This is a genomic window from Amycolatopsis vastitatis, from assembly GCF_002234595.1.
GTDB classification, from domain to species: Bacteria; Actinomycetota; Actinomycetes; order Mycobacteriales; family Pseudonocardiaceae; genus Amycolatopsis; species Amycolatopsis vastitatis.
In genome coordinates, this window is the sequence record NZ_NMUL01000021.1 from 222641 (window position 1) to 240770 (window position 18130).

At 72.1% G+C, this 18130-nt stretch carries 17 protein-coding genes and 2 pseudogenes; 10 read left to right on the forward strand and 9 right to left on the reverse strand.

The window, feature by feature from the left end; all coding sequences use genetic code 11:
- Positions 1-14: 14 nt before the first annotated feature.
- Entirely contained in the window at positions 15-1376 is a 1362-nt protein-coding gene (locus CF165_RS21485) for a glycoside hydrolase family 43 protein (protein WP_093949313.1), read from the forward strand.
- A gap of 13 nt (positions 1377-1389) precedes the next feature.
- Here the strand turns inward: CF165_RS21485 and CF165_RS21490 are convergent, their stop codons facing one another.
- Positions 1390-2202 (reverse strand): alpha/beta fold hydrolase, encoded by an 813-nt coding sequence (locus CF165_RS21490; protein WP_093949314.1) that lies wholly within the window; start codon positions 2200-2202, stop codon positions 1390-1392.
- 65 nt (positions 2203-2267) lie between these two features.
- Here CF165_RS21490 and CF165_RS21495 point away from each other — a divergent pair, with 65 nt between their 5' ends.
- The 4 genes from CF165_RS21495 to CF165_RS21510 are packed head-to-tail and all read left to right on the forward strand — an operon-like array spanning position 2268 to position 6043.
- Positions 2268-2867 carry a TetR/AcrR family transcriptional regulator gene (locus CF165_RS21495; protein WP_093949315.1) on the forward strand — a complete coding sequence of 200 codons (600 nt, stop codon included), beginning with the start codon at positions 2268-2270 and terminating at the stop codon, positions 2865-2867.
- 40 nt (positions 2868-2907) lie between these two features.
- Positions 2908-3537, forward strand: a complete 630-nt coding sequence (locus tag CF165_RS21500; protein ID WP_093949316.1) for a TetR/AcrR family transcriptional regulator — start codon at positions 2908-2910, stop codon at positions 3535-3537.
- Positions 3534-4400 carry a crotonase/enoyl-CoA hydratase family protein gene (locus CF165_RS21505; protein ID WP_093949317.1) on the forward strand — a complete coding sequence of 289 codons (867 nt, stop codon included), beginning with the start codon at positions 3534-3536 and terminating at the stop codon, positions 4398-4400. The genes CF165_RS21500 and CF165_RS21505 overlap by 4 nt, the downstream gene beginning before the upstream one ends.
- 5 nt (positions 4401-4405) lie before the next feature.
- On the forward strand, positions 4406-6043 hold the full coding sequence (locus CF165_RS21510; protein ID WP_093949318.1) for an AMP-binding protein: 1638 nt from the start codon (positions 4406-4408) through the stop codon (positions 6041-6043).
- Between the two features lie 267 nt (positions 6044-6310).
- Here the strand turns inward: CF165_RS21510 and CF165_RS21515 are convergent, their stop codons facing one another.
- The 5 genes and pseudogenes from CF165_RS21515 to CF165_RS53445 form a co-directional block, all read right to left on the reverse strand.
- The gene (locus tag CF165_RS21515; protein WP_093949319.1) at positions 6311-7384 is read right to left on the reverse strand and encodes a sugar ABC transporter substrate-binding protein; all 1074 of its coding nucleotides are present in this window, start codon (positions 7382-7384) and stop codon (positions 6311-6313) included.
- A gap of 36 nt (positions 7385-7420) precedes the next feature.
- Positions 7421-7897, reverse strand: a complete 477-nt coding sequence (locus CF165_RS21520; RefSeq protein WP_093949320.1) for a cupin domain-containing protein — start codon at positions 7895-7897, stop codon at positions 7421-7423.
- Positions 7898-7920: 23 nt separating this feature from the next.
- Positions 7921-8436, reverse strand: a complete 516-nt coding sequence (locus CF165_RS21525; protein ID WP_093949321.1) for a hypothetical protein — start codon at positions 8434-8436, stop codon at positions 7921-7923.
- Positions 8433-8657 (reverse strand): hypothetical protein, encoded by a 225-nt coding sequence (locus CF165_RS54095; RefSeq protein ID WP_439098515.1) that lies wholly within the window; start codon positions 8655-8657, stop codon positions 8433-8435. The genes CF165_RS21525 and CF165_RS54095 overlap by 4 nt, the downstream gene beginning before the upstream one ends.
- Positions 8658-8738: 81 nt before the next feature.
- A pseudogene (locus CF165_RS53445) lies at positions 8739-11249 on the reverse strand (AfsR/SARP family transcriptional regulator); the annotation flags it as partial.
- 118 nt (positions 11250-11367) lie between these two features.
- On the opposite strand from CF165_RS53445, the gene CF165_RS53450 reads away from it, so the two are divergent.
- Together CF165_RS53450 and lexA are read left to right on the forward strand one after the other, a co-directional pair.
- The gene (locus tag CF165_RS53450; RefSeq protein WP_276209734.1) at positions 11368-11493 is read left to right on the forward strand and encodes a hypothetical protein; all 126 of its coding nucleotides are present in this window, start codon (positions 11368-11370) and stop codon (positions 11491-11493) included.
- A gap of 152 nt (positions 11494-11645) precedes the next feature.
- Positions 11646-12299 carry a transcriptional repressor LexA gene (gene lexA, locus CF165_RS21535; RefSeq protein WP_093949322.1) on the forward strand — a complete coding sequence of 218 codons (654 nt, stop codon included), beginning with the start codon at positions 11646-11648 and terminating at the stop codon, positions 12297-12299.
- Positions 12300-12347: 48 nt separating this feature from the next.
- Here the strand turns inward: lexA and CF165_RS21540 are convergent, their stop codons facing one another.
- Positions 12348-13568, reverse strand: coding sequence for a cytochrome P450 (locus tag CF165_RS21540; protein ID WP_093949323.1), 1221 nt, complete (start codon positions 13566-13568; stop codon positions 12348-12350).
- Between the two features lie 99 nt (positions 13569-13667).
- On the opposite strand from CF165_RS21540, the gene CF165_RS21545 reads away from it, so the two are divergent.
- On the forward strand, positions 13668-15122 hold the full coding sequence (locus CF165_RS21545; protein WP_093949324.1) for an MFS transporter: 1455 nt from the start codon (positions 13668-13670) through the stop codon (positions 15120-15122).
- A gap of 111 nt (positions 15123-15233) precedes the next feature.
- On the forward strand, positions 15234-15995 hold the full coding sequence (locus tag CF165_RS21550; protein WP_093949325.1) for an SDR family NAD(P)-dependent oxidoreductase: 762 nt from the start codon (positions 15234-15236) through the stop codon (positions 15993-15995).
- A 157-nt stretch (positions 15996-16152) separates the two neighbouring features.
- Here CF165_RS21550 and CF165_RS21560 read toward each other — a convergent pair whose 3' ends face one another.
- Positions 16153-16905 (reverse strand): class I SAM-dependent methyltransferase, encoded by a 753-nt coding sequence (locus tag CF165_RS21560; protein WP_093949326.1) that lies wholly within the window; start codon positions 16903-16905, stop codon positions 16153-16155.
- Positions 16906-17012: 107 nt separating this feature from the next.
- Between CF165_RS21560 and CF165_RS21565 the strand changes: the two genes are divergently transcribed.
- Complete coding sequence (locus tag CF165_RS21565) at positions 17013-17612, forward strand: TetR/AcrR family transcriptional regulator (protein ID WP_093949327.1); 600 nt, start codon at positions 17013-17015, stop codon at positions 17610-17612.
- Between the two features lie 177 nt (positions 17613-17789).
- Here CF165_RS21565 and CF165_RS21570 read toward each other — a convergent pair.
- Positions 17790-18113: pseudogene (locus CF165_RS21570) on the reverse strand (helix-turn-helix domain-containing protein); the annotation flags it as partial.
- Positions 18114-18130 lie beyond the last annotated feature (17 nt).

The window sequence follows — 18130 nt, forward strand, 5'->3', positions numbered from 1 at the left end:
CGAACGGAGACCCCATGCGACGCCGAGGGCGCCTGCTCGCCTTGATGACCGGTGTGCTGTGCGCCCTCGGCGCCGTAGCCGGCATCGCGCACGCCGACAACCCCATCGTCCAGCACGTCTACACCGCCGACCCGGCCCCGCTGGTCCACAATGGACGCGTCTACCTCTACACCGGCCACGACGAAGACGGCTCGACCTACTTCACCATGAAGGACTGGCGGGTCTGGTCGTCCGCGGACATGGTCAACTGGACCGACCACGGCTCGCCGATGAGCCTGTCGACGTTCAGCTGGGCCAAGCAGGACGCGTGGGCCGGGCAGGCCATCGAGCGCAACGGCAAGTTCTACTGGTACGTCCCGATGGTGAACCGCTCGACCGGCCGCATGGCCATCGGGGTGGGCGTCGCCGACAGTCCCACCGGGCCGTTCCGCGACGCGCTCGGCCACCCCCTGGTGGAGAACGGCGAGTTCGACCCCACGGTCTTCATCGACGACAACGGCCAGGCGTACCTGTACTGGGGCAACCCCAACCTGTGGTACGTCCGGCTCAACGCCGACATGATCTCCTACTCCGGCGGCCCCACCCAGATCCCGCTCACCACCGCCGGGTTCGGCACGCGTCCCAACGGGGGCAACCGGCCCACGCTGTTCGAGGAAGGGCCGTGGGTCTACAAGCGCAACGGCCTGTACTACAACGTGTTCGCGGCCAAGTGCTGCTCGGAGTTCATCGCCTACTCCACCTCGACCGGCCCCACCGGGCCGTGGACCTACCGCGGCACGGTGATGCCCACGCAGGGCAGCAGCTTCACCAACCACCCGGGAATCGTGGACTACAAGGGAAGTTCGTACTTCTTCTACCACAACGGCGCGCTGCCCGGCGGCGGCGGGTACACCCGCTCGGTGGCGGTGGAGAAGTTCGCCTACAACGCCGACGGCAGCATTCCCACCATCACTATGACGACCGCCGGGCCACCGCCCGCCGACACGCTCGATCCGTTCGTCCGGCAGGAAGCGGAAACGATCAACGGGGAGTCGGGGATCGAGACGGAGCCGGCTTCCGAGGGCGGCATGAACATCGGGTGGATCGAGAACGGCGACTCCGTCAAGGTCCGCAACGTCGCCTTCGGTGCCGGTGCGAAGTCGTTCACCGCCCGCGTCGCCTCCGCGAGTTCCGGCGGCACGATCGAGGTGCGCCTGGGCAGCGCCACCGGCACCGTGGTGGGCCGTTGCACCGTCCCCGGTACCGGCGGCTGGCAGACGTGGACCTCGGTGTCCTGCCCGGTCAGCGGGGCGACGGGCACCCAGGACGTGGTCCTGCGGTTCACCGGCGGCAGCGGCTACCTCTTCAACGTGAACTGGTGGCAGTTCTCCGCCTGACCGCTTCGCCGGGTCACCCGTCGAGGACGCGGCGGGTGACCAGCTCCGGATCCTGCAGCGACAGGGCGTGGGTGGCGTGCCGCACGACCTCGACGTCCACGAGCGGGTTGAGCGGCCCGATCCGGGCCGCCACCTCCCGGGCGCGGTGGATGACGCTGCGCTCGGCGAGCACGATCCGCGTCGGCGCGGCGATCGCGCGCAGCTCGTCATCGGTGAACACGTGCTGCGGCGGGTGGTGCGCGCGGTACCGGAGGCCGCCGAACAGCAGCGGCCGCAGCACGCGCCGGACGTCTCCCGCGGCGCGGGGACGCAGCCAGCGGAGCATTTCACCGAGGCTCCACAGGAGGAAGCCGGACCCGATGATCGCGAACCCGGCGGGTTCGATCGCGGTCACCCCGGCGACGCGCGCGGGCGCCCGGATGGCGAGGTTGAGCGCGAGCCAGCCGCCGCGCGAGACGCCGGCGAAGCGGGCCTGGTCGTGGCCGAGGCCGTCGAGCACGTCGGTGAGCCACCACGCGCAGTCGTCGTTGGTCACCACGGGCGCGGTTTGCCGCGAGCGACCGGGCTCGCCGATCGTGTCGACGGCGTGGACGCGGAAACGCCCGGCGAGCTCCGCGACGTGCGGGTACCAGGACAGCGAGGTCCCCATGATGCCCGGCAGGAGCACGAGTGGCGGCCCGGATTCACCGCTGACGCGCACCCGGGTCGGGCCGAAGCGGGTCCGGACGTCGAGGTCCCGGACCGGCACCGGCCAGAGGCGGGCGACTTCGTCGTAGGCGGCCAGATAGCGGGTTTCGGCCTGTTCGCCGGTGAAAGCACCGATCATCGTCCCTCCCCAGGTTTGATGGTGCACTTGCACTATAACACTGCGTGGCGGTTTAGAGTGGCCACGTGCCGAAACGCGTGGACCACCAGCAGCGCAGACGGGAGATCGCCGAAGCCCTGTTCCGCATCGCGGCGCGCCGGGGCCTGCAAGGGGTCACGCTGCGTGCGGTGGCCGCGGAGGCGGGCATCTCGATGAACCTCGTCCAGTACTACTTCCCGGCCAAGGACGACATGCTCCGCTTCGGGTGGCAACGGATCGTGGAACTGAGTGCCGAGCGGGCGGCGGGCGGGATCGCCCGGGCGCTGGAGACCGGCGACGAGCGGGCGGTGGTCCGGGCGTACCTGGCCGGGGTCCTGCCGTCGGACGAGCGCGGCCGCATGCTCTGCGCCGTGCAGATCGCGTACTTCGCGGTGGACGTGACCCGCGGGGAGCAGAACCAGGAGCAGGAACCGTTGCTGCCGCACCTGGTCCGCGGAGTGGCGGAGCAGATCCGGGCGGCGCAGGCGCGGCGACGGGCGTCGCCGGACCTCGACGCCCAGTGCGAGGCCGACGCGCTCGCGACGATGGCCGCCGGCCTCGTTTCGGGAGTCATGATCGGGGCCTACACGCAGGCACAGGCCGAGCGGCTCGTGGACTACCGGCTGGACCGGCTGTTCCCGTCCTGAACACGTTGACAGTCAGATCTGACTGTGAAACTCTCCCGGCATGACATCCCCCGGACTTCGGGTCGCGCAGCGGGAAGCCACGCGGCAGCGGATCGTGCAGGTCGCGGTGGGACTGCTGATCGACCGCGGGCTGGCCGCGACCACGACCGCGGAAGTCCAGCGGGCAGGCGGGTTCAGCCGCGGCGCGCTGCTGCACCACTTCCCGACCCGGGAGGCGATGCTGGGCGCGACGATCCGCGAGCTGATGGAACGCAACGAGGCAGCCGTGCGGGAGGCCGAGGCCGGCGTGCCCGCGGGCCTCGATCGGGTGACGAGAGCCGTCCGGGTGCTCGGCGCCTCCATGGTGCGGCCGGCGTTCGTCGCCGAGCTGGAACTGTGGGCCGCCGCCCGCACCGATGACGCGCTGCGGGAAGTGCTGCGCCACGAGGAAAAGCGGGCCCGCCGCGACTTGTACCGCGTGGTCGGCGAAGTGTTCGGCACGGATCTGGCCGCGAGCGAACGGTATCCGATGGTGGCGTCGATGACCGTGCAGTTCCTGCGCGGGCTGGCGATCTCCGATGTGCTGCGCGGCGAGCGGACCGGGACCGAACGGCTGCTCGAGGACTGGGCGGCCGTCACGCGGGCGATCCTGGCCGGCCGGCCGCTGGACGGAGACGGGAGCCACGAATGAGTGATCTCATCGGTTACGAAGTACGCGACCGCAAGGCCTATCTCACCCTGAACCGGCCCGACCGGCTCAACGCGATCACCGCCGAGCTGGCCCGCCGGCTCAGGGACCTGGTCGAGGAGGCCAACGAGGACGCGGAAGTCCGGGTGATCGTCCTGCAGGGCGCCGGACGGGCGTTCAGCGCGGGCTACGACCTCAAGCAGTACGCCGAGCAGGGCGACCTGACGCAACCGCCGGAGTGGGATCCGATCAAGGACTACCAGGGCATGAAGCGCAACACCGACGCCTTCTTCAGCCTCTGGCGCTCGCTGAAACCGACCATCGCCAAGGTGCACGGGTACGCGGTCGCCGGCGGCAGCGACATCGCGTTGTCCTGCGATCTGGTGGTGATGGCCGAAGACGCGCGGATCGGCTACATGCCGGCCCGGGTGTGGGGGTGCCCGACCACGGCGATGTGGGTCTACCGGCTCGGCGCCGAGCGGGCCAAGCGCATGCTGCTGACCGGCGACACGATCGACGGCGCCACCGCCGCCGCGTGGGGGCTGGTGGTCGAGGCGGTGCCCGCCGCCGAGCTCGACCGGGCCGTGGAGGCGTTGGCCGACCGCATCGCCGGGGTGCCGGTCAACCAGCTGGTCATGCAGAAACTGATGATCAACCAGGCGTACGACAACATGGGCCTGCACGGCACCCAGATCCTGGCGACCCTGTTCGACGGCATCACCCGCCACTCCCCCGAGGGCCGCTGGTTCCAGGAATTCGCCGCCGAGCACGGGTTTCCGGCCGCCGTGCGCTGGCGGGACTCCGGACGGCCGATCCCCGACGGCGGCGGCCCGGTCCCCACCGCGGCCGAACTCGGCGAGGAGTGACCGCGATGGAACCGTTGACGGAGTCGTACTGGCCGGCGGACACGAGCCGGCCCGTGCTGGAAACGACCACCGGCGACCTGCTGCGCGAGGCCGCCGCCGACGCGGGAGACCAGCTCGCCCTGGTCGAGGTGGCGCCGCCGGGCGCACCGTCCTTGGCCGGCGCGGACCGGAGCGACCGGCGGTGGACCTACCGGCAGCTGCTCGACGACGCCGAGCAGTGCGCGCACTGGCTGCTGGGCCGCTTCTCCCCCGGCGAGCGGATCACCGTCTGGGCGCCCAACATTCCCGAGTGGACGGTCCTCCAGTACGGCGCGGCGCTGGCCGGCCTGGTCCTGGTGACCGCGAACCCGGCACTGCGCGCGGCCGAACTGCGGTACGTGCTGGAGCAGTCCCGCTCGGCCGGGGTGGTCCACACCGCCGGGTTCCACGGCAGCGACATGACCGCGATCATCCACGAGGCGAGCGCGGGGCTGCCGGAGCTGCGCACCACCCTGTGCTTCGCCGACTGGCCGGAGACGGTGGGCGCCCATCGCGAAACCGGCTCACTGCCCCGGGTCCGGCCCGATGACGCCGCCCAGATCCAGTACACCTCGGGCACGACCGGCTTTCCCAAGGGCGCGCTGCTGCACCACCGCGGCCTGGTCACCAACGCCCGGTTCATGATCGACCGGACGCGGCTGCCCCGCCGGGGCGCGCTGGCCTCGGCGATGCCGCTGTTCCACACCGCGGGCTGCGCGATGGGCGTCCTGGGCTGCGCGCACCAGCGCGCCACCCTCGTGCTGTGCCAGGTGTTCGACCCCGCCCTGGTGCTCACCGCCGCCGCCGAACACCGAGCGGACCTGCTGGCCGGCGTGCCCACCATGCTGATCGCGATGCTGAACCACCCCGGCCTCGACGGGTTCGACCTCTCCCGGCTCTCACTGGTGCTCTCCGGCGGCAGTCCCGTCCCGCCCGAGCTGGTGAAGCGGGTCGAAGAGCGGTTCGGCGCCCGCTTCACCGCGGTGTACGGCCAGACCGAGCTGTCCCCGGTGGTCACCCAGACCAGTCCCGGCGACACGCCCGAGGACAAGGCCGGCACCGCCGGCCGCCCGCTGCCGCAGCTGGAAGTGGCGATCCGGGACCCGCTCGACGGCCGGGTCGTGCCGGTGGGCCGGCCCGGCGAGGTCTGCGCGCGGGGCTACCAGAGCATGCTCGGCTACTTCGGCATGCCGGAACGCACCGCCGAAACCCTCGACGCGGACGGCTGGCTGCACACCGGCGACCTGGGCGTGCTGGACGAGCGCGGCTACCTCACCGTCACCGGCCGCCTGAAGGACATGATCATCCGCGGCGGCGAGAACATCTACGCCACCGAGATCGAGCAGGTGCTGTTCACCCACGCGAGCGTCCGGGACGTCACCGTGCTCGGCCTGCCGGATCCGGTCTGGGGCGAGATCGTCGCCGCGGTCGTCGTGCCCGCCGACCCCGGCCACGTCCCGCCGGTCGGCGAGCTGCACGCCCTGTGCCGCGCGAACCTGGCCCCGCACAGGACACCCGCCCGCTGGTTCACCGCCGCCGAGCTGCCGCTGACCGGCTCGGGAAAGATCCAGAAGTTCCGCCTCCGTGAGCAGATCGGCCAGGCCGCACTCCGCGAACTGACGTGAGATCCCGGCGGCTCTGTCCACATCGGACTCACTCGAGAAGGCGAGGCCGAACGGGCGGTAACCCACGAAGTCCGGCAGGTCGTGGTGGTCGAACCGACCGGCCCGCACGTGCCCAGCACACGAGACGGGTCCGGCCACCCCGGTCGTCCTGGAACACCACTGCCGACAAACCCCGTAAGTGCGGGACGCGGCCGAGCACGACCGGGCCGTCCAGGCGCCACACCACCACGTCGCCGTTGCCGGGCGGCACCGACAAGATCCGTCGGCTCAGCCGGCCTCGTACAGTTCCGCGTTCAGGATCGTGCGCCGGGGCACGGCGTCGCCGCGATGCATCTTGACGAGCAGGTCGACGGCGCCCACCGCCAGGCGGTGGGTGTCCTGGACGACGGTGGCCCGGAGCGGGCCGGCCCCGGTGTCGATCAGCGTTCTGGCTTCCAGCACACCGTCGACGCCGATCACGACGGTGGCCCGGGTGGCCGCCGACTCGGCTGCCGCGAGGGCGTCGACGGCGCCCAGCGCCATCTCGTCGTTGGTGCAGAAGATCGCGTCGAGGCGCCGGCCGGGTTCCAGGTGCCGGAGGTGGGCCCGGACCGCGTTGCAGGCTCGTGACCGCACGAACTCGCACCGGTCGTCGGTGGTGACGTCGACGTCGGGCAACCCGGAGCGCAGCACCTTTTCACAGCGTTTCTGCCTGCTGTCGTGTTCCCGGCTGGCGATGATGAGCACCCGCGGGCGGTCCCGGCCACGCAGCTGCGCGACCAGCCACTGTCCGGCCAGTTCCCCGAGTTCGCCCGTGTCGTACCCGAGGAACGCGGTCTTGTCCGGGTATTCGGATTCGGTGGGGAAGGGTTCGAGATCGGAGAACACCACCGGCAGGCGCGCTTCACGGCAGAACGCCGCCAGGTCGTCCCGCAGCCGGGCCACCTCGCCGGCGACGATGATGCCGCCGAGGTAGCACTGCTTCTTGCTCGCGATGCGACGCAGGTGATGGGCTTGCGCACCCGCGTCGTAGTCCCGGTCCGGCACCTTGAGCACGAGATCGATGTCTTCCCGGTCCAACGCGCGGTGCACCTGCTGCACCAGCGCCGCGACGTAGTATTTCTGCTCGAACGCCGACGTCATCAGGAAAGCCGTGTCCGGCCGTTTCCGCGCCTTCACCGCGAACGCGGCCCGGAAAGCGACGGCGACGACGGCGGAAACGAGCGCGGCCCAGAAAAGCGTGGCGCCGGCGGAAAGGCCGAGCTGCAGTCCTTTCGTGAGGACGGCCAGGACGACACCGCTCAGGACGGACGTAGTCACCGCGAACAGCGCCGGTGTCCGGTCCCGGTCCAGCCGAGCCATCCAAGACTCCTTCCCAGCGGCGGCGTACGGGATCGTTCAGGCGCCCTCCACCGAACCCGGCGGCAGGAAGTCGACGTCGTGCAGCGCCGACAACCGGACCACCTCGGCCGGGTCCGCCAGGTCGTGCAGCCGGTCGAACAGCTGCGCCAGCCGGCCGGCCGGGCTCACCCAGAACAGTCCCCGGGTGATGTCCTCGCCTCGGTTGTAGTAGGCGTGCGGAAGGCCTTTCGGCAGCCGGACGGTGTCGCCGGGGCCGGCGGTCTCCCACTCGCCGTCGAGGTAGAGGGTGAACACGCCCTCCAGGACGTAGATGTGCTCGTCCTGGGTCGGGTGCACGTGCGGTGGTACCCCGGTGCCGGGCGGGTCGAAGGTTTCGAAGGCGAAACTCGATTCACTCACGGCTTTCAGGGAATAGGTGTGGCCGAGCACGTTCCACACCTTCTTCCGCATCCCCTCGCGGGCGGGCGTGATCCCCTTGGGCAGGGGACCGAGCACGATTTCCTCGCCGGTCATCACACCTCCTGGCCGATGGCTCGTCAGGTACTGTCCGGCATCCCGGTCGCGCTGTACAGCCTCCGATACCCGGGCAACGCGAGGAGCGCGGTGGCGAAGAAACGTCCGTCCCGGTCTTCGTCCTCACCGCCGGGTTCTTCCGGTGTCACGGGTCGCCAGAGAGACAGGGAAAGACCGCGGGCGAGGTAGGTGTGCCCGTTCTCCTCCTCGGTGACAGCCGTTCTCGCGCGGAGCGCGGCGACGACTTCGTCGGCCGGGATCCGGAAGAGGTCGAGCCCGTTGTAGATCACCGCGTCCGCGCGGTCGGGGCTGCCGAGCTGGATCGCTTCGACGCGGTCGGCCTCGTCGAAGTGGCAGCCGATGGACAGGCCCGACGGCCGGTCGACGCCCCATCCCGGGCGGCCGCCGCGGAACCCGCACAGGAAGACGGGGTCGCCGAGCCGCCGGAGCGCCTCGAGGGTTTCTTCGCCGGTGGCACCGATGCGCAGCGGCCCGGCGACGTCGGGCGGCCGGAGCCGGATGACGACGCCGGGTGTCATGTCGTCGCACCGCCGGACCGGTCCAGCAGGGCCCGCACGTCGTCGGCCTCGGGTGTGCCGAGCGCGGTGTACGCGGCCAACGCCGCTTCCAGGTGAGCTTTCGCTTCGGTGTCGTGCCCGTCCGCCAGGTGCACCCGCCCCAGGCCGTGGTGCGCCCGGGCGCGCTCGTGCAAGTGCCCGATCCGCCGGGCGAGCTCGAGCGCCACCTCGTACCGCTCGATCGCCTCGGCGCCGGTCTTCGTGTCCGCGAAGTCGTTGAGCGCCCCGACTTCGAGGTTCGCGTTCCCGGTCCTGGCGAAATCCAGCGCACGGCGGAAGTGGGCGTCGGCTTCGTCCTGCCGCCCCAGGGCGGCGTAGGTGCTGCCCAGCGCGGCGAGCACCGGTCCGCCGAGTCCGGCCGACCCCAGTTCCTGCGCGATCGCGCCGCTGCGTTCCAGGTGGTCGATCGCCGTCCGGTAGTCACCGCACCAGCGGTAGTGCTCGCCGAGGTTGCACAGCGCGATCCCTTCCAGGAGCGCGTGACCGGTCCGGCGGGCGGCGGCGAAGGCGAGCCCGTACTGCTCCCGGGCGGCCGGGCGCCGGCCGCGCATGTCGTCGATGGTGGCGACGGCGTTGCGGACCATGCTTTCGAGCAGGTCGTCCCCCTGGTCCAGCGCGACGGGCAGGGCCTGCGCGAGATGATCGGCGGCCTCGTCGTAGCGGCCGAGCCGGATCAGGGCCACGCCGACGGCCTGGCGAGCGAAACCCTCTTCCAGCGTGCCGGCGCGAGCCGCGGCGAGCGCGGCCGTGTGGAGGGTGAGTGCCTCGTGGTAGTGCGCCGCGATGTCCAGGTACCGCCACAGCGTCGCCGCCAACCGGACCACGTGCCCGGCCAGGGCTTCCGGGGCGCTCGTGGCCAGCGTCAGCATGGTGGCCCGCTCGGCGTCCAGCCAGGCCCGCTCGGCCTGGGTGCCCGCGAAACGCGGTTGCGGCCCGGCCGACTGCGCGGCCGGCGGCCGCACGTAGGGCTCGTGGGGTGAGAACAGGTCCATCGCCGCCGAGGCCCAGCAGAGGTAGTGGTCGAACAGCCGGGTCCACGCGGCGAGCCGGGTACCGGCGTCGTCCCGGGCCGCGAGCTCGGCGGCGTAGAGCTTGACGAGGTCGTGCATCCGGAACCGGCCGGGCGGGTTCTCCTCCAGGAGGTTGGCGGCGCACAGCACGCGCAGGGGCCGCGCGTCGCCGAGCAGGGCGATCGCGGCCGCGCGCTCGACGTCGCCGGTGGGCACCATCCCGAGCAGGCGGAACGCGGAGGCGGAACCCGGGTCGAGTGAGCGGTACGAGGCGTCGAACACCGCGCGCAGGCTCGCGGTCAGCTCCCCGGTGTCGAGGGCGTCCAGCCGGCTTTCGCGCAGTTCGGCGGCCAGCGTGGCCAGGCGGTTTCCCGGCCGCGCGGCCACCCGGGCGGCGACGATCGCCAGTGCCAGTGCCATTCCCCCGCACTGGCGCAGGATTTCCCGGCCCGCGTCGGGTTCTTCGGCCAGCCGGGCCGCCCCCAGCTTGTGGGCGAGCAGGTCCCGCGCCTGGCGGTCGTCGAGAGTGCGCAGGGGCAGCGTGCTCGCGCCGTGGGTGGTGAGCAGGCCGCCGAGCTCGTGCCGGCTCGTGATCAGGACCGAACAGGAGGAGCCGCCGGGCAACAGCGGAGCGGCGTGTGCGGTGTCGCGCGCGTTGTCGAGCACCACGAGCAGCCGGCGCTCGGCCGTGAGGGTCCGGTACAGCGCGGCCTGCCCGTCCGGCTCCGGCGGGATCGACGCCGGGGCGACGCCGAGCGCGCCGAGGAATCCGCGGACGGCCCGCTCGACGGGCACCGGTTCGCGGGCCGGGTCGAAGCCGCGGAGGTCGACGTGGAGCTGGCCGTCGGGGAACCGGCTCGCGTGGTCGGTCGCCCAGCGCACGGCCAGCCAGGTCTTCCCGAGACCACCCGCGCCGGAGATCACCGCCACCGCCCCCTCGGAGGCGAGCATCCGGTCGAGGGCCGCCAGTTCCGCGACACGGCCGGTGAAAGCGGACGGCGCGGCCGGGAGCTGCCGGGGCACCGGCCGCCCGGCGTCCGGCCCCCCGCCGGCCAGGATGCGTTCGTGCAGGCCGCGCAGCCTGGGTCCCGGGTCGGCACCGAGCTCGTCCGCCAGGCGCGACCGGACCCTTTCGTACTCGCGCAGCGCGTCGGCCGGGCGTCCGTCGAGGAACAACGCCTCGATCCGCTGTGCCGCCGCCCGTTCGCCGGTCACGCCGTCCGGGCCGGACCGGGCGAGCACGGCGGCGTGGGCGCCGGTGCGCAGCCGGAGGTCGTCGCGGTCCAGGAGAGCTGCTTCGTGCTTGCGCTCCAGCTCGCCGCGGACGCCCTCGACCCACGGCGAGTCCAGCTCGCTGAGCGGCGTCCCCCGCCACAGCGCCAAGGCTTCGTCGTACAGCGCGAGTGCCGCGTGGTCGTCCGCCGTCGTCCGCGCCTGCCGGAGCAGGCTTTCGAACCGGTGGACGTCCACGGTCAGCGGATCGGCGGCGAGGACGTAGCCGCCGCGGTCGCGCTCGATCGTCACGCCGTCCAGTGCGGCCAGGACCCCGCGCAGCCGGGAGACGTAGCCGTAAAGGGTGTTTCTCGGCTGCCGGGGCGGCCGCTCTCCCCACACGCGGTCGACGAGCCGGTCGACCGGCACCACCTGGCCGACGTCGAGGAGCAGCACGGCCAGGACGTCACGCTGACGCGCGTGCCCGACGTCGAGCCGGGTGCCCCCGGCCACGACCTCGAGGGTCCCCAGCACCCGCAGGTCTGCCACCACGATCCCTCCCTGCCACCAGACCTAGCGGATCGGCGGCGTCCGGACAAGGCCTCTCCAAGGTTTTCCGAAGGGCTCCGGCCCACCGTGAAGACACCGAACGGCGGCCGAAGGAGCAGTGATGATCGACCACACCTACGTCCGGACCCGCATCACCGAGGTCCAGCACGAGTTCGCGGCGGCCCGGCGCTGGCGACGGCGGCTGGAGCGTCTGGTGGATCGCGCCCGCAGGCGAAACACGGGGTAGCCGGCCCGTCCGGGGACGTGCCATCGAGGGGTGGGCACGTCCCCGGACGGGTGAAGTCCGGCGGGCGAACCGGCCACAGTGGACGCTCGCGCGCGCGCCACGCGCCGGGACCGGGCGGCGGCGGACGGGCCGCTGCCTCTAGGATTCCGCCGGTGACCACCTACGACGACACCTTCGAGCACCTCGACCCTTCGGCCCTGCCCCAGCGGCAGCAGCGGATCCTGGTCGCGATCCGGGACTGGGTGGTCCAGCACGGCTACTCCCCCAGCACGCGGGACATCGGCGAAGCCGTCGGCCTGCAGTCGACGTCTTCGGTCTCGAAGCACCTGGCCGCCCTCGAAGACAAGGGCTTCCTCCGCCGCGGCGCGACCGTGTCGCGCCCGATGGACGTGCGCGCGTTCCTGCACGGCAGCGCTTCCGCCGAGGACAGCGACTCGGTGCCGGTGCCCGTGGTCGGCGACATCGCCGCCGGCACGCCGATCTCGGCGGTCGAGCACGTCGACGACGTCCTCAAGCTGCCGCGCGACCTGACCGGCCGGGGCACCGTCTTCGGGCTGCGCGTCCGCGGCGACTCGATGATCGACGCGGCCATCTGCGACGGCGACATCGTCGTGGTGAAGCAGCAGTCCGAAGCGCACTCGGGGCAGATCGTCGCGGCGATGATCGACGAGGAGGCGACGGTGAAGGTCTACCGCCGCCGCGACGGGCACGTGTACCTCGAGCCCCGCAACCCGGCCTACGACGTCATCGACGGCGACCGCGCGGTGATCCTCGGCACGGTCGTGTCGGTGCTGCGCAGCGTCTGAGCCCGCCCGGTCGTGAGTGGTAAGGCGGGTTCCACCCCGCCTTACCATTCACGACCAGGTGACCGGCAGCTCGTAGACGCCGTACACCGATCCGTCGTGCTTGAACGAGATCTTCTCGACGTCGGTGGCGAGCGCGAGCGTCGGGATCCGCCGGTACAGCGTGCTGTACACGACCTGCAGCTCGAGCCGGGCCAGCGGCTGGCCGAGGCACTGGTGGACGCCGAAGCCGAAGGCGACGTGCCGGTGCGAGTCGCGGCTCAGGTCCAGCCGGTCGCCGTCGGGGAAGACCGCGGGGTCGCGGTTGGCGATGTCGTTGGCCATGATCAGGCCCTCGCCCGCGCGGATCACCCGGCCGGCGATCTCGATGTCCTCCAGCGCGACGCGGCGGCGGCCGTTGTGCGTGATGTTCAGGTAGCGCAACAGTTCTTCGACCGCCGAGGCGACCAGGCCCGGGTTGTCGCCGTCGCTGTCGCCGTCGCGCAGCAGGGCCAGCTGGTCCGGGTGCTCCAGCAGGGCGAGGGTGCCCAGCGCGATCATGTTCGCCGTCGTTTCGTGGCCGGCGATGAGCAGGAGCACCCCCATCTGCGCCGCTTCGGCCCGGGTGAGCTCCCCCGCTTCGACGCGCGCGGCGAGGCCGGAGAGCAGGTCGCCGGCGGGCCGCGCGAGCTTCTCCCCCATCAGCTCGTCGAGGTAGCCGATCAGCGCCTGGTGCCCGGCGGCCCGCTCCTCGGGCCGCGCGTCGCGGCGGATGATGACCTTGCTGTTCTCCTGGAAGAAGTCGTGGTCGGCGTACGGCACGCCGAGCAGTTCACAGATCACCAGTGACGGCACCGGCAGCGCGAACGCCTCGACGAGGTCGACGGGGTTCGGGCCGGCCAGCAGCTCGTCGATCAGGTCGTCGACGATCTTCTGCACGGCCGGGCGCATCGCGGCGACCCGGCGGATCGTGAACGGCGCGGTCACCATCTTGCGCAGCCGCGCGTGCTCCGGGTTGTCCATCAGGATGAAGCCGATCCCGGTGCCGCCCTTCGGCAGCGGCGCCGGGCTCGGGTAGCCGGGCCGGGTGATGTCGGCGCTGACGCGCGGGTCGGCCAGCAGTGCCCGTTGTTCGGCGTAGCGGGTCACCAGCCACGGCGTGCTGTCGTCCCACAGCCGGACGCGCGCGAGCGGCGCCTCCTCCTGCAGCGCGCGGGCGACGGGCGGCGGGTCGAAGGGGCAGCCCGCGGCGCGGGTCATCGGGAAGGCGGGGATCTCGGCGGTACTGGTCATGTTTCCTCCGCGGTGGCTGTCAGTTCGCGATCAGTCAACCGAGACTGCTACGCTAAGTCAAGCGACTGATTTAAATGCCATTCCGACGGAGGCCCGCTCGTGCCCGACTCATCCAGATCCGCCCCGGAGGCGTCGCCGCGCGCGAACGTCGTCGTCGCGGTCCTCGCCCTCGCGGGCATCACCGTCTCGCTGATGCAGACGCTGGTCATCCCGCTGATCCCGGCCCTGCCCCGGCTGCTGCACGCCTCCGCCGCCGACGCCACCTGGGCCATCACCGCCACCCTGCTCGCGGGCGCGGTGGCGACCCCGACCATGGGCCGGCTGGGTGACATGTACGGCAAGCGGCGGATGCTGCTCATCAGCCTCGGCGCACTGGTCGCGGGCTCGGCGATCGGCGCGCTTTCCGACAGCCTCGTACCGATGGTCGCCGGGCGCACGCTGCAGGGCCTCGCCGCCGGCGTCATCCCGCTGGGGATCAGCATCATGCGGGACGAGTTGCCCGCCGAGCGGCTCGGCTCCGCCACCGCGCTGATGAGCGCGTCACTCGGCGTCGGCGGCGCGCTCGGCCTGCCCGCGGCCGCCCTGCTGGCCGAAAACACCGACTGGCACGTGCTCTTCTGGACCGCGGCCGGGCTCGGCCTGGTCGTGACCGCGCTCGTCGTGGCCCTCGTGCCGGAGTCGCCGGTGCGCACCGGCGGCCGCTTCGACGTGCCCGGCGCGGCCGGCCTCTCGATCGCGCTGGTGTGCCTGCTACTGGCGATCTCGAAGGGCGCCGACTGGGGCTGGGGCAGCCCGGCCACGCTGGGCCTGCTGGTCGGCGCGGTCGTCGTCCTCCTGCTCTGGGGCCGGTGGGAGCTGCGGACCGCGCAGCCGCTCGTGGACCTGCGGACGACCGCGCGGCGCCAGGTGCTGCTGACGAACATCGCGTCGGCGGTGTTCGGCTTCGCGATGTTCGCGATGTCGCTGGTCCTGCCACAGCTGCTGCAGCTGCCGTCGGCCACCGGCTACGGCCTCGGCAAGTCGATGCTGGCGGTGGGCTTGGTGATGGCGCCGTCCGGGCTGGTGATGATGGCGCTCGCGCCGGTGTCCGCGCGCATCACGGCCACGCGCGGCCCGAAGACGACGCTGATGCTCGGCGCGGTGGTCGTGGCCGCCGGGTACGCCCTCGGCATCGTGCTGATGAGCGCGACCTGGCACCTCGTGCTGGTCTCGAGCGTCATCGGGGCCGGCATCGGGCTCGCCTACGGCGCCATGCCCGCGCTCGTGATGGGGGCCGTGCCGGTGTCCGAGACCGCGGCCGCCAACAGCCTCAACACGCTGATGCGGTCGATCGGCACGTCGGTCTCCAGCGCCACCGCGGGCCTGGTGCTCGCCCGGCTGACGATCGAGTTCGGGCCGGTGACCCTGCCTTCGCAGAACGGTTTCCGGCTCGTGCTGGGGATGGGCGCGGCCGCGGCCCTCGTCGCGCTGGCCGTCGCCGCCTTCCTGCCGCGGCGTCCGCCGTCGGCTCCGGCCCCCGCAGCCCCGGAACCAGCCGCCGCGGCGGCGCGCTGACCGGCCGCCCGCCGGGCGGTGCGCGCGTGGTGCGCGCCCGGTCAGCGCCGGGCGGAAACCTTCGGTCAGCGCCGGGCCACCACGGCCCGCACCGACCTTCAGGAGCCGGAAATGACGAGCAGGAACGCTTTGGTGACGGGGGCTTCGCGGGGCATCGGCCGCGCGATCGCCCGGCGGCTCGCCGCGGACGGCGCTGTGGTCGCCGTGCACTGCAGCGGCAACGAGGTCGCGGCCAAGGAGACCGTCGCCCTGATCGAGGAAGCGGGCGGCCGCGCCTTCACGGTGTGCGCCCGCTTCTGTGAAGCAGGCGCCGTCGACCGGCTGGCCGACGCGGTCGGCGACGCGTTCGGCGACGGCCTGGACATCCTGGTCAACAACGCCGGCATCAGCTCGCACAGCACGATCGGGCAGCTGACCGAGGAGGAGCTGGACCGGCTGCTGGAGGTCAACGTCAAGACGCCGACGCTGCTGATCCGCCGTCTGATGCCGGTGCTCAACGAGGGCGGCCGGATCGTCGTCGTCGGCTCGATGGCCACGCGGATCGCCGTGCAGAGCCAGATCGGTTACACGGTCAGCAAAGCCGCGGTCGAGGCACTCGCGCCGACGCTGGCCAACGAGCTCGGCCACCGCGGGATCACGGTCAACACCGTCGCGCCCGGGCCGATCCGGACGGACATGACCGAGCCGATGCTGGCGATTCCGGAGGCGGCGGCCGGCCTCACCGCGATGACCGCGCTGGGCCGGATCGGCGAGCCCGAAGACGTGGCCGACGTGGTCGGGTTCCTGGCCGGGCCGGACGGCCGCTGGATCACCGGCCGCACGCTGGACGTCTCCGGCGGCACGTTCCTCGGCCCGATCACGCCTGCTGCCTGACGCGGTCTGGCGGCCCGGGTCACCCCCGGGCGGCCAGGCCGTAGAGGTGGATCTCGCCTTCGCCGTGGTGCGCGGCGACGAACTCGGCCCCCTTGGTGACGAGCCGCGCGATCGCCGTGGCTCGAGGGTCCCCAACTTCCCACCGACAACTTTTTCGTCACGCCTTCCGCGCGACGACCGCGAGCGTCGTGTACGGCAGCACGAACCCGCCGCCGAGCCCGTCGATGGCCGCCCCGACGCCGTCGAGCACGGCCGCCAGCGCGTCCGGGGCCAGCCGGGTCAGGCCACCGGTCGTCGGCAGGAAGTCCAGCCATTCGTCACGGGTGTAGGACCGCTCCCACCCGAACCGCCACCGCTCGGGCTCACCGAAGCCACCGGCGTCGCGGATCCCGTCGGCGAACTTCGCGAACATGACGTCGTAGATCTCGGCGGCGCTCCTCGACTCCCCCGCGAACGGCGACCCGGGCACGAGGCGCCGGAAGGCGTCCGCAAGCGCCTCCGCCACCACGGCCGGCGGCTGGAACACGTGCGCGAACACGGCGAGCAGCCCACCAGGACGGAGCACCCCGGCCGCCTTCACCGGACCCGCGACGGGATCGACCCAGTGCCAGGCCTGCCCCGAGACGACCGCGTCGAAGGTCCGCCCGGCGGGTTCCCAGTCCTCGAAGGTCGCGACCTCGACGTCGATCCCGGCGCCCCGCGCGAAGGCGGCCATCCGCACATCAGGATCGACGCCGAGCACCCGGCACCCCGCCTCCCGGAACTGCCGCGCTTCGATACCGGTACCGCACCCGACGTCGAGGAAGCCGGAACCGGGACTCTCGGCGACGATCCGGTTCACCAGTTCGGGTGGATAACCTGGGCGGGCACGGTCGTAGCGTCCGGGATCGACACCGAACGATTCGGCCATCCGGCGGGCCTCATGGGGTTGAGTGGGCATGCGCCCACTTTAGTGGGCACTCGCCCACTCGGGCAACCGCGTGGGCGTTCGCCACGGGCGTAACGGAGAATGGGGGCATGCCGACCGGGGTCCACCTGCGCGACGTGCGCAAGCAGCTGTTCGACGCGGCCGCGCGGGTCCTGCTACGCGACGGCCCGAACGCGCTGACGAGCCGGGCGGTCACGGCCGAAGCCGACGTCGCGAAGGGCGTGCTGCACCGCCATTTCACGGACTTCGACGCATTCCTGGCCGAGCTGGTGACCGACCGCATCACCCGGCTGGCGGACCAAGCGGCACTCCTCCAGGCCTCGGCCGGAACCCGGACGGTCGCCGAGAACCTCGTCGACGCGCTGACGGAGGTGTTCAACCCGCTGTCGCTGGCACTGACGAGCCTGGTGTTTTCCCGCGACGAACTACGCAACCGCCTACGCCGAACAGGTGACGGCCTCCCCCTTCTGGTGGAAGCCCGGGAGATGCTCGCGGGCTACTTGGCGGCCGAGCGCGAACAGGGCCGCATCGCGGTCGACGCGGACGTGGATTCCCTGGCGCTCTCCCTGATCGGAGCCGGGCACCTCCTGTTCGCGGGCCGCCGCCGGGGCACCCTCCCCGAGGACACCGAGCTGGCCGGTCTGGTGGACACGATCATCGCGGACGTCATCCAGCGCAGGCTGCTGTGAGAGTCCGAAGTGGACGGACCCGCATCGCCGACTCGAACTGCCTGAAAAGCTTGGAATATCAGCTGAGTGCTTGAATCTCGGTCGCCGGCCTTTCCTGGCCGGCGGCCCACGACGCCAAGAGGGCAAGACCGTCCGCGGCCGCCGTGCCGGCGGCCGCGGTGTAGACGTTCAGGAGCAGGCGGGTCGCCGGCGGCGTCGACCGCCGGGCGCCCTGGACTGCCGCGCGAGGTGGAACAGGTGATCGCGCTCGGCCTCGTCGAGTTGCAAGGCAACGGCCAACGCGTCGAGCACCCCGTCGGAGGCGCCGGCGAGGCTGCCGCGCTCCATCCGCACGTAGTAGTCGACCGATACCCCGGCCAGCAGAGCCACCTCTTCGCGGCGCAGACCTTTGACCCGGCGGTTGCCGCCGTGGGCGGGCAGTCCGGCCCGCTCGGGCGCGATCCGCGCGCGACGGGAGCTCAGGAATTCCTTGATCTCAGTGCGCAGATCGATCTTGGTCACCCCTTCCCAATGCCCTG

Coding starts and splice junctions, on each gene's coding strand:
- CF165_RS21485 (WP_093949313.1), top strand. CDS start 15: ATGCGACGCCGAGGGCGCCTGCTCGCCTTGATGACCGGTGTGCTGTGC.
- CF165_RS21490 (WP_093949314.1), bottom strand. CDS start 2,202: ATGATCGGTGCTTTCACCGGCGAACAGGCCGAAACCCGCTATCTGGCC.
- CF165_RS21500 (WP_093949316.1), top strand. CDS start 2,908: ATGACATCCCCCGGACTTCGGGTCGCGCAGCGGGAAGCCACGCGGCAG.
- CF165_RS21505 (WP_093949317.1), top strand. CDS start 3,534: ATGAGTGATCTCATCGGTTACGAAGTACGCGACCGCAAGGCCTATCTC.
- CF165_RS21510 (WP_093949318.1), top strand. CDS start 4,406: ATGGAACCGTTGACGGAGTCGTACTGGCCGGCGGACACGAGCCGGCCC.
- CF165_RS21515 (WP_093949319.1), bottom strand. CDS start 7,384: ATGGCTCGGCTGGACCGGGACCGGACACCGGCGCTGTTCGCGGTGACT.
- CF165_RS21520 (WP_093949320.1), bottom strand. CDS start 7,897: ATGACCGGCGAGGAAATCGTGCTCGGTCCCCTGCCCAAGGGGATCACG.
- CF165_RS21525 (WP_093949321.1), bottom strand. CDS start 8,436: ATGACACCCGGCGTCGTCATCCGGCTCCGGCCGCCCGACGTCGCCGGG.
- CF165_RS53450 (WP_276209734.1), top strand. CDS start 11,368: ATGATCGACCACACCTACGTCCGGACCCGCATCACCGAGGTCCAGCAC.
- CF165_RS21540 (WP_093949323.1), bottom strand. CDS start 13,568: ATGACCAGTACCGCCGAGATCCCCGCCTTCCCGATGACCCGCGCCGCG.
- CF165_RS21550 (WP_093949325.1), top strand. CDS start 15,234: ATGACGAGCAGGAACGCTTTGGTGACGGGGGCTTCGCGGGGCATCGGC.
- CF165_RS21560 (WP_093949326.1), bottom strand. CDS start 16,905: ATGGCCGAATCGTTCGGTGTCGATCCCGGACGCTACGACCGTGCCCGC.
- CF165_RS21565 (WP_093949327.1), top strand. CDS start 17,013: ATGCCGACCGGGGTCCACCTGCGCGACGTGCGCAAGCAGCTGTTCGAC.